15 protein-coding genes, 1 other RNA gene, 1 pseudogene and 2 riboswitches are annotated in these 14,732 nt (G+C 29.0%); of the genes and pseudogenes, 12 read left to right on the top strand and 5 right to left on the bottom strand.

Features of this window, described 5'->3' with window-relative positions:
• Window positions 1-134: 134 nt before the first annotated feature.
• Window positions 135-1,484 carry a [Fe-Fe] hydrogenase large subunit C-terminal domain-containing protein gene (locus tag L3B96_RS24290; protein ID WP_012058133.1) on the bottom strand — a complete coding sequence of 450 codons (1,350 nt, stop codon included), beginning with the start codon at window positions 1,482-1,484 and terminating at the stop codon, window positions 135-137.
• Between the two features lie 247 nt (window positions 1,485-1,731).
• On the opposite strand from L3B96_RS24290, the gene L3B96_RS24285 reads away from it, so the two are divergent.
• Window positions 1,732-2,088 (top strand): hypothetical protein, encoded by a 357-nt coding sequence (locus tag L3B96_RS24285; RefSeq protein ID WP_065418015.1) that lies wholly within the window; start codon window positions 1,732-1,734, stop codon window positions 2,086-2,088.
• 80 nt (window positions 2,089-2,168) lie between these two features.
• Here the strand turns inward: L3B96_RS24285 and fba are convergent, their stop codons facing one another.
• Window positions 2,169-3,035, bottom strand: coding sequence for a class II fructose-1,6-bisphosphate aldolase (gene fba, locus L3B96_RS24280; protein WP_012058135.1), 867 nt, complete (start codon window positions 3,033-3,035; stop codon window positions 2,169-2,171).
• A gap of 504 nt (window positions 3,036-3,539) precedes the next feature.
• Here fba and L3B96_RS24275 point away from each other — a divergent pair.
• The 9 genes and pseudogenes from L3B96_RS24275 (at window position 3,540) to L3B96_RS24235 (ending at window position 10,956) form a co-directional block, all read left to right on the top strand.
• A complete protein-coding gene (locus L3B96_RS24275) occupies window positions 3,540-4,037 on the top strand; it encodes a CarD family transcriptional regulator (RefSeq protein WP_012058136.1) in 498 nt (165 codons plus the stop codon).
• 143 nt (window positions 4,038-4,180) lie between these two features.
• The gene (locus tag L3B96_RS24270) at window positions 4,181-4,336 is read left to right on the top strand and encodes a zinc-ribbon domain-containing protein (RefSeq protein WP_012058137.1); all 156 of its coding nucleotides are present in this window, start codon (window positions 4,181-4,183) and stop codon (window positions 4,334-4,336) included.
• A gap of 122 nt (window positions 4,337-4,458) precedes the next feature.
• Window positions 4,459-4,641: pseudogene (locus tag L3B96_RS24265) on the top strand (DsrE/DsrF/DrsH-like family protein); the annotation flags it as partial.
• A gap of 240 nt (window positions 4,642-4,881) precedes the next feature.
• Window positions 4,882-5,163 carry a SoxR reducing system RseC family protein gene (locus tag L3B96_RS24260; RefSeq protein WP_012058138.1) on the top strand — a complete coding sequence of 94 codons (282 nt, stop codon included), beginning with the start codon at window positions 4,882-4,884 and terminating at the stop codon, window positions 5,161-5,163.
• A gap of 127 nt (window positions 5,164-5,290) precedes the next feature.
• Window positions 5,291-6,691: a hypothetical protein gene (locus tag L3B96_RS24255; protein WP_238948795.1), complete on the top strand. Its 1,401-nt coding sequence runs from the start codon at window positions 5,291-5,293 to the stop codon at window positions 6,689-6,691.
• Between the two features lie 230 nt (window positions 6,692-6,921).
• Window positions 6,922-7,533, top strand: coding sequence for an ECF transporter S component (locus L3B96_RS24250; RefSeq protein WP_012058140.1), 612 nt, complete (start codon window positions 6,922-6,924; stop codon window positions 7,531-7,533).
• A gap of 247 nt (window positions 7,534-7,780) precedes the next feature.
• Window positions 7,781-7,885: riboswitch (purine riboswitch) on the top strand.
• 26 nt (window positions 7,886-7,911) lie between these two features.
• The gene (locus L3B96_RS24245) at window positions 7,912-9,306 is read left to right on the top strand and encodes an FAD-dependent protein (protein ID WP_238948794.1); all 1,395 of its coding nucleotides are present in this window, start codon (window positions 7,912-7,914) and stop codon (window positions 9,304-9,306) included.
• Window positions 9,307-10,165: 859 nt separating this feature from the next.
• Window positions 10,166-10,249, top strand: a riboswitch (cyclic di-GMP riboswitch).
• Between the two features lie 118 nt (window positions 10,250-10,367).
• On the top strand, window positions 10,368-10,571 hold the full coding sequence (locus tag L3B96_RS24240; RefSeq protein ID WP_012058142.1) for a hypothetical protein: 204 nt from the start codon (window positions 10,368-10,370) through the stop codon (window positions 10,569-10,571).
• 211 nt (window positions 10,572-10,782) lie between these two features.
• Window positions 10,783-10,956: a hypothetical protein gene (locus L3B96_RS24235; RefSeq protein ID WP_012058143.1), complete on the top strand. Its 174-nt coding sequence runs from the start codon at window positions 10,783-10,785 to the stop codon at window positions 10,954-10,956.
• Window positions 10,957-11,046: 90 nt separating this feature from the next.
• Here the strand turns inward: L3B96_RS24235 and L3B96_RS24230 are convergent, their stop codons facing one another.
• Window positions 11,047-11,595 carry a biotin transporter BioY gene (locus tag L3B96_RS24230; protein WP_238948793.1) on the bottom strand — a complete coding sequence of 183 codons (549 nt, stop codon included), beginning with the start codon at window positions 11,593-11,595 and terminating at the stop codon, window positions 11,047-11,049.
• A 47-nt stretch (window positions 11,596-11,642) separates the two neighbouring features.
• Window positions 11,643-12,593 (bottom strand): biotin synthase BioB, encoded by a 951-nt coding sequence (gene bioB, locus L3B96_RS24225; RefSeq protein WP_238948792.1) that lies wholly within the window; start codon window positions 12,591-12,593, stop codon window positions 11,643-11,645.
• A gap of 379 nt (window positions 12,594-12,972) precedes the next feature.
• Between bioB and L3B96_RS24220 the strand changes: the two genes are divergently transcribed.
• Both L3B96_RS24220 and L3B96_RS24215 read left to right on the top strand, forming a co-directional pair.
• A complete protein-coding gene (locus L3B96_RS24220; RefSeq protein ID WP_012058146.1) occupies window positions 12,973-13,437 on the top strand; it encodes a hypothetical protein in 465 nt (154 codons plus the stop codon).
• 165 nt (window positions 13,438-13,602) lie between these two features.
• Complete coding sequence (locus tag L3B96_RS24215; protein ID WP_012058147.1) at window positions 13,603-14,280, top strand: SIMPL domain-containing protein; 678 nt, start codon at window positions 13,603-13,605, stop codon at window positions 14,278-14,280.
• 120 nt (window positions 14,281-14,400) lie between these two features.
• Here the strand turns inward: L3B96_RS24215 and ssrS are convergent.
• Window positions 14,401-14,593, bottom strand: a non-coding RNA gene (ssrS, locus tag L3B96_RS24210) — 6S RNA.
• Window positions 14,594-14,732: the final 139 nt, after the last annotated feature.

Below are 14,732 nucleotides of genomic sequence, written 5' to 3'. Positions count from 1 at the left end.
ATTTATCATAAATGTTTTTTTATTTTATTCAGTTGTAAAATTATTCAAGCATTTTTGCACTATTATAGTATAAATATTTATGTTAATTAGCATTCAGATGAAATTATAGATTAAGAAGTCAAGATAAAATTAGGTTAAAACTCACGTTCAAAAATACTTACTTTTTCATGATCATGAAAGTCATCTATTGAATTTATACCAAGTTTATTTAATACCTCATCAAGTACTTTACTATGAACTGGAACCTTTATAGGTGAATCATAAGCAAATTTATCGGCTGATTCCTTACCTTGTTCTGTAGGAATTATTGCTTTAGGACCACCAACGCATCCGCCAACGCATCCCATTCCTTCTAAGAAGTTTGCATCAACATTTCTATTTAGAGCGTTTTCAAGAAGTTCTTTGCAATCTTTTACTCCAGAGGCTTTTGCAGCTTTAAAATACTTGTGCTTTTCAGGGAAAAGTTCTTCAACTGTTTCTGATACAGCAATTGAAACGCCACCACTGCGGGCGTATAATCTTCCGCCTCTAGAAGCGTACTCAACAGATGGTACACCATCCAAATCACCAGGCTTTATGTCTAAAGTTCTGAATACTTCGTCAAGCTCTTGAAATGTTAATACAAAATCTACTGCATCGTTTAAATCCTTATCTTTAGCTTCAGCTTTTTTTGCAATACATGGACCTATAAAAACTACTTTTGCATCGGAATCAAGACTTTTTATCATTCGTGCAGCAGCAACCATAGGTGAAACCGATGGGGATAAATCAGGAACAAGTTCCTTGTAAACTTTTCTAAGCATTCCTATCCAAATAGGGCAGCAGCATGAAGTAATCATCAAGTCTTTAGGCCCATTCACATGTTTATCAAATTCAACAGCTTCTTTTATTGTTAATACGTCTGCTGCAAAGGCAACTTCGATCATATCAGTAAAACCTATTTTTATAAGAGCAGCCCTGATTTGATCCATAGTGACCTCAGTACCAAATTGCCCGCTAATAGCAGGAGCAACTGCAGCAAAGACTTTTTTATTGTTCTGCATTAAATCTAAAACGGGAAGAAAATAAACTTTATCTAATATTAATCCATGCTTACATGAATCCACGCATACACCACAATTTAGACATTTATCGTTATCTATGTATGTTGATCTTTCTTCTTCATCATAAAGAATGGCATCAAAAGGACAAGCAACCTGACAGCTAAATTTACCGTCTTCATTTCTAGGACATGATTCATCACAGCCTTTAAGTTTTTCAATTAATCTTGTATTAACTGTATATTCTGTAATTGCTTTTTTTAGATTATATACATAATTATTATCGAACTCCATATCAACTCCACACAACGATCTAATAATCTCAAAAGTTTCTTGTGGAGACTTTTTGTGACATACCATAATACGTTTAAGAGTTTCATCAAAATTACCATTGTAATATGATTTAACTAACTCATCGAATAAATCATTATATTTATTATTCATTAAGACACCTCCAAATTGCAAAAATATCTATTATATATTATTATATATTTATTTGCATATATTAATACTAAAATTCAGCATAAGTTAAATTAAAATAGAAAAAAATAAGAAAATGGAAGGAAAAACAAATATAGATGTAGAAGTAATATTTAAAATACAGTTAATAAATTTTATATTAATCTTGAATTTTATTCAATGTAAACGTATAATTAAATTTGAGTTTTATTCTTATTGGGGAGATGTAAAAATGTTTATTTATATATTAAATATTTTAAAAGATGGGGCAAGGAAAAATAAAATTGAGGGGTTATCAAACATTGAAATTATTAATGATACAGGTTGCATTTCGAGGTTAGCAAATATCAAAAGAGGTTCTAATCTTAAAAGTTTTAATAGTGAAATAGGAGATATTGTAGGAATTTTGGATAAATATAAATTGAATAGAAATGATAGAATTGAGATTTTAAGTAAGTTTATAGTTGATAATGACTATAATAGGATACTTGAAAACACACATGACAATTTTTATATTAAAAAAAGAGAAAAAGTAATTATAGATTCAATATCAATACTAGAAAACATATTTATAAAGGCACTGTTTTAGATCCAGAGAGGAATTTGATTGAAATACTAATTTAAAATAAAAAGGAGCACTAAATATAGTGCTCCTTATATCCAATGAAATTAAGCTCTGTTTACTGAACCGAATAATTCCATTTTTTCTTTAACTGTAGCTTTGATAGCTTCGAATCCAGGATTTAATAACTTTCTTGGGTCAAATCCTTTTCCTTCTAAATCTTTTCCAGCTTCAATATATTTTCTAGTAGCTTCTTGGAATGATAATTGGCATTCAGTATTAACATTGATCTTAGCTACTCCAAGAGATATAGCTTTCTTTATCATATCTTCAGGAATTCCAGTACCACCATGTAATACTAATGGCATAGAAGTTCCAACAGCTTCTTCAATTTTAGCTAATGCTTCAAAATCTAATCCAGCCCAGTTTGCAGGGTATTTTCCATGAATGTTTCCAATACCAGCAGCTAACATAGTAACTCCTAATTCAGCTATTTGCTTACACTCATTTGCATCAGCAACTTCACCTTTACCTATAACTCCGTCTTCTTCTCCACCAATTGAACCAACTTCTGCTTCTAAAGAAAGTCCTTTTTCATTAGTTATAGCAACTAATTCTTTAGTCTTTTCTATATTTTCAGCTATTGGATAATGAGATCCATCAAACATGATTGATGAGAATCCAGCTTCGATACATTTTTTTGCACCTTCATAGCTGCCGTGATCTAAGTGTAAAGCAACTGGTACAGTAATGTTTAATTCTTCGATCATTGCTTTAACCATTGCAGATACAGTCTTATATCCTGTCATATATTTTCCAGCACCTTCAGATACACCTAAGATAACTGGTGAATTATTTTCTTGTGCAGTTAATAATACAGCTTTAGTCCATTCTAAGTTGTTGATGTTGAATTGACCAACTGCATATTTTCCTTGTCTAGCTTTGTTTAACATTTCTTTAGCTGATGTTAACATTTTACGACCTCCGTATACTTGTATATTTATTATAATAACTATAATAGCTTAGGAAAAATGATTTATGTACTTTACACATCAGTTTTTCCTTTTTCAAACTTATTATACTCTAAAATTAACTATATGAAAACAATAAATTGAAAAATCTGCTTCTTTTAATAAAACATATGTATCTTTATACGAAATTTACATAATATATATTTAGATAATAAAAATCTTATTTTATGAAAGAGTGGTAATATGTAGAATTTAATTAAAAAAAGGACTTATGTAGAGAAATGATGGTACGGATAAAAAATGCTAAAAGTTAGATTTATATTTTGAAATAAGTACCATGCTAGAAAGTAAAAACTTTTTATAACTACAATGGTCATAAGATGAGTAGGCATTTTAAAATGCTCTTTTAGAGCGCTTAATTTTATATGTATTATCTAGATAATTACAATATTAAAATTTTATATAATTTAGTTTTATTAATTCTATTACATGTGAGGAGGTCATTTTTTGTTTAACATAGGAGATAAGGTTGTATACCCAAGTCAAGGAATAGGAATAATTGATGTTATTGAAGAAAAGGAACTCAAAGGTGAGAAAATAAAATGTTATATAATACACTTAATTAATAATACCATGAAATTAACTTTACCTATTAGTGCAGCAAATACATTCAATATAAGGTTAGTGAGCGATATTAAAACATTAGAGAATAGTTTAAAACATTTGGATAGATTTATGACAGAAGCAGAAAAATTTTCTAAAATTAATTATAAAGAAAGAAGGAATATAAGTAAAATAAAAATGAAATCAGGCACATTTGATGAATTTATTGAAGTTATCTTTGATTTAACACAATTGAAAAGATGGCATAGTTTAAATTCAAGTGAAAAACAAATGCTAAATCATATAAAGAAAATTGTAGTAGAAGAGATTGCTCAAGCAAAATGTTTAACAAGTGATGAGGCTTCTGAGTTATTGGATATCTCAATGAATTTAAAAAGTTAAGTTAAAAAGTTTGCTATTTTACTGAAGTATGTTATAATGAATATTGTAAATGAAATAAAAGGTTTTTTATAGATATGTAAATTTCTCCTTTAGAGAATTATATGAATCAATATATTAATCTTTAGTTAAAGGAGGAACTTTATATGACAGATAAGACTTTAGTATGCAGAGATTGTGGAGAAGAATTTGTTTTCACTGTAGGGGAACAAGAATTCTACCAAGAAAAGGGATTTACTAATGAACCTACAAGATGTATATCTTGCAGAAGAATTAAGAAGGAACAAAATAATAGAAGATAATATTATTTTATTAAGAGTTGTAAGATTTTCTTACAACTCTTTTTTATTCTTTAGAAATTTATATTCCAATAAAATTTATGGATAACTTAAAAAAGGTTGCCTAGATAGTTTTGGCGTTTTAAGTTGATAGATTAGAAACATTAATAAGAAATGCTATAGATATGGGAGTTAAGGTGGGAGCGTGTTCTATGAGCATGGAGTTAATGGGGATTAAAAAAGAAGAATTTATTGATGGGGTTGAAATTGGTGGAGTTGCTTCATATTTAGGATCAACAGAAGGTTCTGGACTAAACTTGTTTATTTAATTAATAATTGTTTGTAATATAAATATTTCATAGACTTGGTAATTAATAATTTCACCAAGTCTATTTTTTATTGTTTGTTTTTACAATGATTGGTGATAATATGAAATTATAGAAGACAAGTATTGGGATTAAAATATATAATTAGAATGGGATATATTTTAATTTGAAAATATTATCATGCAGGTAAAACAAGTTAATAAACGTTTATATAAACATATTAATATGAAAGCGAGGGATTTTATGAGAGATTTAGAAAATGGCTCAAATTTAAAGACAAAAAAGAAAAATACAAGTATGATACTAGCTGCGTTCATGATTTTCATTTTGCCAATAATGCTGGTATTTATAGGAGCTTTTATAGGCGGAATAATAGGTGAAAATATGCAGGTGGCTTCTAATAGAACTTTTCAAATCGTAGGTGGAGTAATTGGCTTTTTGTTATCAGCCATAATAGTCAAAGTGTTTGATAAACATTCAAAAGCAGATGAAAAGTCAGAGAAGATTTATTGGGATGATTTATAAATAACTGATAGAAATAATAAGGAATTGCTAAATAAAAAATATTTGTTGACAATTGTTTAATATATAGTAACTAAGCATATATTTCCCACATAATTTATAAGTATAAGAACTTTTATAGGAGAAATATATGATTAACTTAGTATTAACACCGCTTCACTATATTTATCTTATTTTTATCATTATAATTATATTGGCTATGGTGAAGAAGAAAGATATCTCTCTTTTATGTATACTAGGCATTTTTATTCTGGGATTGGCAGGAACAGAATCAATTTATAAATCTGTAATGGGAGTATTTAATAGTTTTGTTTATGCAGCAAAGGAATTGATGCCAACAATTTTTATAATATCAATAATAACAGCAATGAGTAATACATTAATGGACTCTGGAATAAATGATGAGATGGTGTCTCCTTTTAGAAAAGTGATTAAAAATTATTGGATTGCTTATTGGGTAATTGGAATTTTTATGATGGTTTTATCGTGGTTTTTCTGGCCATCTCCAGCAGTTGCACTTATAGGGGCATTGTTTCTACCTATTGCTAAGAAAGCTGGACTTCCAGCTATGGGAGTAGCTATTTCAATGAATTTATTTGGACATGGTATAGCTTTGTCAAGCGATTATATAATTCAGGCAGCACCAAAACTTACTGCCGATGCAGCAAGTATACCGGTTTCTGAGGTTATATCTGCGAGTATTCCACTTGAACTAACAATGGGAATAGTTACAACTGTGGCTGCATTTTATTTCCTTAGAAAGGAGATTAAATCAGGAGAGCTGCCTAGTGAATATGAGGAAATAGAAAGTTCAACATCAATTTCAAGTTCTTCAATGCTTATTTCTTCAAAAAAAATAAGAAGGTTTTTAGCGTTATTAATTCTTGTACTATTTGCATTAGATATTTTTATAATGTATATTGCTAAATTACAAGGTGGTGATGCAACAGCGCTCATTGGAGGAACTGCCATATTTATCCTAAGTTTAATTTCAATACTAGCTTATAAAGAAAAATCCCTAGATAAAATTACTGATAATCTTGTTAAAGGGCTCCAGTTTGGTTTCAAAATATTTGGAGTTGTTATACCAATAGCTGCATTTTTTTATTTAGGTGACTTGGCGTTTACTGATATATTTGGAAAGATACTTCCCGAAGGCTCAAACGGAATAGTTAATGATTTGGGTGCTGCACTTGCAAATAATGTTCCGATAAACTCAACTATTTCCGCCGGTACACTTACAGTGGTTGGAGCAATTACAGGATTAGATGGATCAGGTTTTTCAGGAATATCTTTGGTAGGATCCATTTCAAAAATATTCTCAACTGCTTTGGGTGGTGGTGTAGCAACGTTAACAGCTTTAGGACAAATTGCAGGAATATGGGTAGGTGGAGGAACCGTAATTCCATGGGCACTAATACCAGTAGCAGCGATTTGCGGTGTAGATGCATTTGAATTAGCTAAAAAGAACCTCAAACCGGTTGTTATAGGATTAATCATTACAACAATAGTTGCAATATTTATTATTTAACAATTGAGAAGTAAGCTAAATTCAATAAATATATTGTAATTAAAATAAAGAATTCTGATTATAAGACTCCGCTAATTTACGATTTAGGGGAGCCTCTATTTTTCATATAATAAAAGATGCAATGTGAAATATAAATGAACCCATACAATTGCTAGAGAACTCTTGTAGTGTTATAATAATCACAACATTTTCCTATGAAGATAGAATAATACAATAAGGGGGACTATTATATGGAAAATAAGAATTCAAGAATTGTAAAAGTAATTCAGACAGGTGTCCTTGCGGCATTATGCTTTGTATCATTTACTTTTCTTTCGATAAAAATACCTGTTGGTGAGGATGCGGTTTCGCTTCACATTGGAAATGCATTTTGTGTACTAGCAGCATTACTTTTAGGAGGATGGTATGGCGGATTGTCAGGGGCTATAGGCATGACAATATCAGATCTACTAGATCCAACATATGCAATTGGAGCACCTAAAACTTTTATTTTAAAGTTATGTATTGGCTTGATAACTGGTTTAATTGCTCATAAATATGCAAAAATAGATGAAAGTAGCGATAAAAAGTATATAGCTAAATGGACTATTATTGCTGCAATTGGAGGATTAGCTTTTAATGTTGTTTTTGATCCCATAGCTGGATACTTTTATAAACAATATATTCTTGGGCAGCCACAGCAAATGGCAGCAGTTTTAGCAAAAATAAGTGTATTTGCAACCTTTGTTAATGCAGTAGTATCAGTAATATTAGTAAGTATTATTTATAATGCTATAAGACCTGTTTTATCAAAGTCTGGATTATTATTGCCAGTTGGAGAAAGAAAATCTATAGTAAAATAATAACTTTATTTTTGTATGTAAGAAACCATTAAAATCACAATTTATGATTTTGGTGGTTTTTATCAATTTGAAATACAATAAATTTTAATTTTTATAAGGGAATACAATCATATAGATGAGAGCTTTATTCTTTGTGTTTAGGTTAATGTTCGTGTTTGTGAGAAAAAAAAGAAGAAAAAAATAATTTGTTATTGATTTTTATTGATATATAAGCTAAAATTACCTAGTAATAAGAACTATTTTTGAAAAAAAGTTAATAATATTCACTTATATAAATCTGATAATAAGGGTCGGATGTTTCTACCAAGCTACCGTAAATTGCTATAGGACTATAAGTGTCTACTTAAAAATTATATTTAATGTCAAGGAGAGATAAGAATGAATTATGATGTAATAATAGTAGGTGCTGGTCCAGCAGGAATATTTACTGCATATGAACTAAAGAAACAAAAACCTCAATCCAAAATCCTTTTAGTTGAATCAGGAAAGAGTATTGACAAGAGACATTGTCCAAAAGATAAAACTAAAAAGTGTGTATCATGCAAACCTTATTGTCATATTACTACTGGATTTTCTGGCGCAGGAGCGTTTTCAGACGGAAAGCTATCTTTAAGCTATGAAGTAGGTGGAGATCTACCTGAACTTGCAGGAGCTGATTTGATACAAGAATACATAGATTATACAGATTCAATTTATTTGGACTTTGGAGCAGATACTAAAGTTGAAGGTGTAGGAAATAATGAAGCAGTTAAAGAAATAAGAAGAAAAGCAATACAAGGTGGATTAAAATTAGTAGATTGTCCAATAAGACACTTAGGAACTGAAAAAGCTCAAGAGATATATTTGAAGATTCAAAAACATCTATTAAATGCTGGCGTTGAAATTAAATTTGATACAACAGTTAAAAATCTTTTGATAAGAAACAATGAAGTATCTGGGGTATTAATAACAGATTCATTAACTAGAAGTAATGATGAAGAAATGTTTTCAGATAAAGTAGTTGTAGCAACAGGTAGAAAAGGTGCTGATTGGTTAAAAGACATGTGTATTGAGCACAAGATAAATCATAGTGCAGGACCAGTTGATATAGGTGTTAGAGTTGAGCTCAGAAATGAAGTAATGGAAAGTGTAAATAATGTACTTTACGAATCTAAACTTATAGGGCATCCAGCGCCATTTAAGGATAAAGTTAGGACTTTCTGCCAAAATCCAGGTGGTTTTGTAAGTCAAGAGAATTATGATAATGATTTAGCAATAGTTAATGGTCACTCTTATAAAGATAAGAAATCTGATAATACAAACTTAGCAATTTTAAGTTCACATAATTTTTCGGCTCCTTTCAATGAACCAATTGAATATGGGCAGAAGGTTGCAGAACTTGTTAATATGTTGGGAAATGGAAAAATATTAGTTCAAAGATATGGCGATATATTAGATGGTAAGAGAACTTGGGAAAAGGAATTGTATGAATCAAACGTTAGACATACATTACCAGATGCAGAAGCAGGAGACTTAACATCAGCTATGCCATATAGAACTATGACAAATATTCTAAACTTTATACAAGCTATGGATACAGTAGTCCCAGGATTTGCAAGTAGAGAAACATTATTATATGGTCCAGAAATAAAATTCTACAGTAATAGAATTGATTTAGATAAAAATTTCGAAACTAATATAAAAGGCTTACATTGTTTAGGTGACTCAAGTGGCTGGACTAGGGGACTTATGATGGCATCAGCCATGGGTGTGATAATGGGTAGAAAACTTTAAAAATATTGAAAATACTAAGTTGTATTAATATCAAGTATTCATAAATACAAAGGATGATAACATCCATTAAACAGTATTCTACATAATTTTTTATAAAAATTATGGGGGATGCTGTTTTTTTATAAAAGATATATTAATTTAAATGATGTGTTATTGGTAATAACCTAAAGTTAAGATTATAAATTGTATAAAGAAATGTAGATATCTAATTTAAGAATTCAACTTATTAGATTAATGTATTTACAAATTTGCTAAAACTTTAAGTTCATATCCTCACTAGAAATCATAAATATATTTATTTGTGAAGAAAACATTTGAAAATGAGCTGTTAAAGGTTCTTAGCTGTAGGTTGTTCCATTTTAGCTTGTTAAACTGAAAGTTGGAGCATGCTAAGATGGGACACAACCTGCTGCTTAGAATCTTCAGCGATATTTTCATAGCTTTTCGGAATCAAAATATTTATGATTTCGGCGATTTATATGCATAAGATCAGGTCTTAGTTGGGCTATCTATATGAGAATTATAAAATTAACAAGGGTAACTTATTACAATACGTAATAAGTTACCCATAAACGATTTTATATAGAAGGATAAATAATTAATAAGAAATTATCTTATTTCCCTATTATATCTGATAATTATTACAAAATTATAACAAATATGTTAATCCAATATAAACATTATATTAAAATAAACTTAAATATGATATTTAAGGACAATAAAAAAAGTTTTTTATAAATTTAATAATTCCCTTTAAATATGTAATAAATATTGTAAGGTAATTATTGTATTTAATGTTGATTTTTCTTATATTATTGTTATAATATATACATAGAAAGACATAAAGTAACATAAATATACAAAGATTGGGAACTATGAAGAATTCTCTGTATTTGGGCATCTTGAGAATTTAGAGTTAATGATGCAACCCACCAATCAAAACTAATTAATTTTTTTAATTAGTTTTGATTGGTTTTTTATATTTTGGAATTAAACATAATAGAGCTAAAAGTAAATAAGATAGTTTTTTTAAAGTATATATATATGAGAGGTGATATGCTATGAAGATACATAATGAAATCATGAAAGTTATAAATGATAATTTGGAAAAGTGTTCTAAATTCGAATTTGTTGCAGAGTTAAGAGATTTAACTTTAGCAGATATGTATTATATTGAAAAGATATCGAGTATTGATAGTATAAAAGCGAAGTTCAATTATAAAATAATAAATAACACTTATATAAAGATTAATTATTCACGTTAATTAGTATGTAGGAAGAGGAAAGACATGACACTAACTATTAAGATTAAATTAGGTAAAATAAAGAAAACAGAAGACGATGATAATAAAATAATTACAGACTTTTCTCATAAAGAGGTTTAATTAATAAGAATCATGGACATTAGAAATATTGTTTATGATTCTTATTTTTTTGTTATAATAATATAGTAGATTTGACGAGGAGAGTAATGGTATGAATAAAAAGGTATATGAGTTATTAGAAGAGATAAAATTACATTCAGAGAAAATTAGTGATTGGGAGCAAATGACAAATATATTTGCTAATGCTATTAAAAGAAAAGGATTGAATAATGAAGAGGTTGAAGAGATAAGTGAGAGAATATTTAGGGAAGTCAGAAAAAAGTAGAAGTGAATTTAATTGATTTATAATATAAAGGAGTTTCTTTAATTTTATAATATAAAGAAGCTCCTTTTTCATTAATACATATATTTTTAACTAGTATAATCCAGCGCTTTTAATTCTTTTTCTAATCTGAGGCCCTATTAGTGCTGCAACTACCATCTTTGCAAGGTCACCAGGAATAAATGGAAGAACACCAATTGCTAGAGCCTTATTAAATGGTAGATGTGCAACATATGCTAGCCATACTGTTCCGAATATGTAGGTTACTAGTGTACCTATCAGCATACCTAAAAAGCACATAAAAATTTTATTAGGAAATTTGTCAATGAATATTCCACTTATAAATGCCATAAAAGCGAATCCAATTAAATATCCACCTGTTGGCCCTGCTAATTTAGTAAATCCCCCAGAGAATCCTGAAAAAACTGGCAATCCCAATGCACCTATGAGAAGATAAATAAGATAACTAATTGTTCCTTCCTTTTTTCCTATTATATATATAGTAAGGTAAATCGCTAAATTTGTTAATGTAATTGGTACTATGCCAATAGGAATTGAAAATGGTGCAGTTGTACATATAAAAGCACTCATTATTCCGATTATTGTCAACTGACGCGCGTTAGTTCTACGTATATTTTCCATAATTTTAAATCTCCTCTATATAGTATATTTCTTTTCTATAATTCTTTTTAAATTGAAAAACCGAGTGTTTGCAACATTATTTTATCTTGGCATGTATTGTTACCTACAGTAGTTAACATATCACCAGTTATCGTTGCATTAGATCCAGATTGAAAAATTTCTATTCCTCCATCTTCAAAATAAGTTCTTCCGGCAGCCATACGAATATAAGCTGTTGGATTTATGTAACGAAAAATTGCAATCGTTCTTAAGATATCGTCATTAGAAATCCTTTTTAAATTTTCTAATGGAGTACCTTTGATAGGCATTAATACATTTATTGGTATAGATATAACTCCAAGCTCTGATAAGCTTATAGCCATGTCAATTCTGTCATACCAAGTTTCACCCATTCCTATAATACCACCGGAACAAACTTTTAAACCTGCATTTTGCGCTAGTTTAATTTCTTTAATCTTGTCATCATATGAATGAGTAGTACAAATATTATGAAAGTTTCTTTTAGAAGTTTCTATGTTTGCATGGTACATTGTGACTCCTGCTTCTTTTAAAAGTACAAATTGTTCTTCGCTTAAAAAACCGTGAGATGCACATAAGTTGATAGAACATTCTTTATTCATCATTTTGTATGCTTGTACAGCTTTATCAAAATCGCTCCCAACTAAAGCTCTTCCTGCTGTAACAATAGAGTATCTATGTACACCATTAGCTTCATTTTTTTTGCAGTCTTTTAAAATTACATTAGGATCTAAAAAATCATATTCTTTAATTTCTGTTTTGTGGTGGTTTGATTGAGCACAAAACTTACAGTTCTCGCTGCATTTTCCACTGCGACCATTAATAATTGTACAAAGGTCCACGCTTTCTCCGCATAGTGTTTTACGAATTTTATTAGCACCATCACAAATTTTCTTTAAATCACAAGTTAATAAAAATTCTAAATCGTCAGATCTAGTTAATCGTCTTCCGTTAATAATTTCTTCTGCTAATTTTTCCATATAATTTTACCACGCCCCAATTTATTAAATAATTTCAAGACAAGTATATAATTAATATTTAAGATTGTCAACTCGATATAAAAATATAGTTAACAATATTGACTGTGCTTAATATATTCATATAAAACCAATGGATTAACAAAATATTTTATAAGTATATATAATATATTGAAATTAAGTTTCTATATTATGCTCTTAATTGAGCACTTGGTTTGCTAGAGATTCAAATGTTGATTTATTATTTTAATCTATATAAGAAATTGCAGAGCACTAATAAAAATAAAGTTTAGTTTAATAAGAACAAATTTTAATAGAATAGAGTAATGTAATATGTAGAGTATTCGAATAGATTAAAATATGGTTATGAGTAGGTGCTAGAATGACTATTGATTTTGATAAAGTTATGCTTAATATAAAACAAGGGTATTATAAATATATTGGTTCAGGTTCTGGCAGGAAAGTATTTGATTTAGGAAATGGATATGTTTTGAAGATAGCAAAAAATAAAGCTGGAATAGCACAAAATAAAGCTGAATATATTATTTCGGATAATGATCAGACTAAGTTATTTGCAAAAGTTATACAAGTTTCAAGTGACTTTAGCTTACTTATAATGGAAAAAGCAAGCAGGATAAGTGATATTTTATATGTATGGAAGCATTTTAATGTATCGAATAAGGATGAATTTTTAAAAACTCAGGAATTACAGGAAATAAAGAAAAATTATAGGTTATTATTGGGGGATTTTTGTAGGAAAAGCAGTTGGGGCGTGATTGATGGAAAGCCAGTCATCATTGATTATGGGTTTACAAGAGAAGTTGTGGAAAAACATTATTCTCTTTAAGATTTTGAATTCAGTAAAGTATATTTGAGCCTTAAATTTTAAATAAATTTAAGGCTTTTTCTAAGTATAAAGCATTGTTATATTGATATATATATAGTTTAGAGACATTTCAAGTGATTTATCATAGTATGAATTAATGATTAATTTTTTGAAAGGAAAAATAGGATGCATACTTTAGGGCAGGGAGGTATCTATAGTTTAAATGATTTTAACAATGATGAATGTTCACCTAATAGGCTAAAAGTTATTGGAAAAGGAACGGTAAGTGTAAAACCAGATTTAGCAGAAATAGTCGTTGGAGTTATAACTGAAGATTTGCAATTGGAAGTCGCGCAGGAGGAGAATGCTAAGATAACTCAAGAAGTTATAAATAGTATAAGAGCATTGGGAATACCTCTTAAGAATATACAAACCGAAAATTATAGCATACGTCCAAATTATGATTACATCAATGGGAAGCAGGTTTTTAGAGGATATGAAGTAATAAATAATTTGAAGATTTTAATTAGTAATATTAATAATGTAGGTGAAGTAATTGATACTGCAGTAAGCAATGGTGCAAATTCATTAACTGGGATTATCTTTATTGTCTCAGATGAAACAAAGTATTATTATGAAGCGTTAAGAAGAGCTCTACAAGATGCTCAAAATAAAGCACGAGTTTTAGCTGATCAACTTAAAGTAAAGTTAAATATTATACCAATTCAAATAAATGAACAAAATGAGACCACTAGTACACCACTAGTAATGACTCTTAAATCTACCAGCAATACTACCCCTATTGAAGCAGGAGAAAATATTATAAATGCAGATATAGAGGCTATATTCACATATGTAGGATAATAAAAATAATTACTAAAAAGAGCAGATATTAATTTGAGTTTTTAAACATTTATTTTAGTTTTAATTTATGAAAATAAAAAGCCAATGCTTAATATTAAGCATTGGCATAGAATGTCTTATATAATATCCAAAATACCGGTACTCTAATTTTGACCCCTATCCTTCGATAGGTGGGTGCTCTCACAGATGATTCAATCGCCTTCAAAGCCGTAAAAGGACTCATATGAAAGTACATTTCCACATCTAGATAATTGAACTCCCGTATTTTAAGTGTAGGTTCAAAATAAGAGCTTAACGAATATTCCAGAATTTATAATCAATACATAAGCCTGCTTGAACAACTTAATATCATTTGTTCTTAGGCCGTGAAGATATAATAACATATTTAAATTTCTTATGCAAGAGGTTTTTATGATAATTTAGACTAATGTCTATAGATAATTTGTAATAGT

It is taken from the genome of Clostridium sp. YIM B02569, from assembly GCF_022320765.1.
Lineage (GTDB): Bacteria > Bacillota > Clostridia > Clostridiales > Clostridiaceae > Clostridium > Clostridium beijerinckii.
The sequence above is the reverse complement of the archived record's forward strand: the minus strand, read 5'-3'. Positions and strand labels throughout refer to the sequence as shown.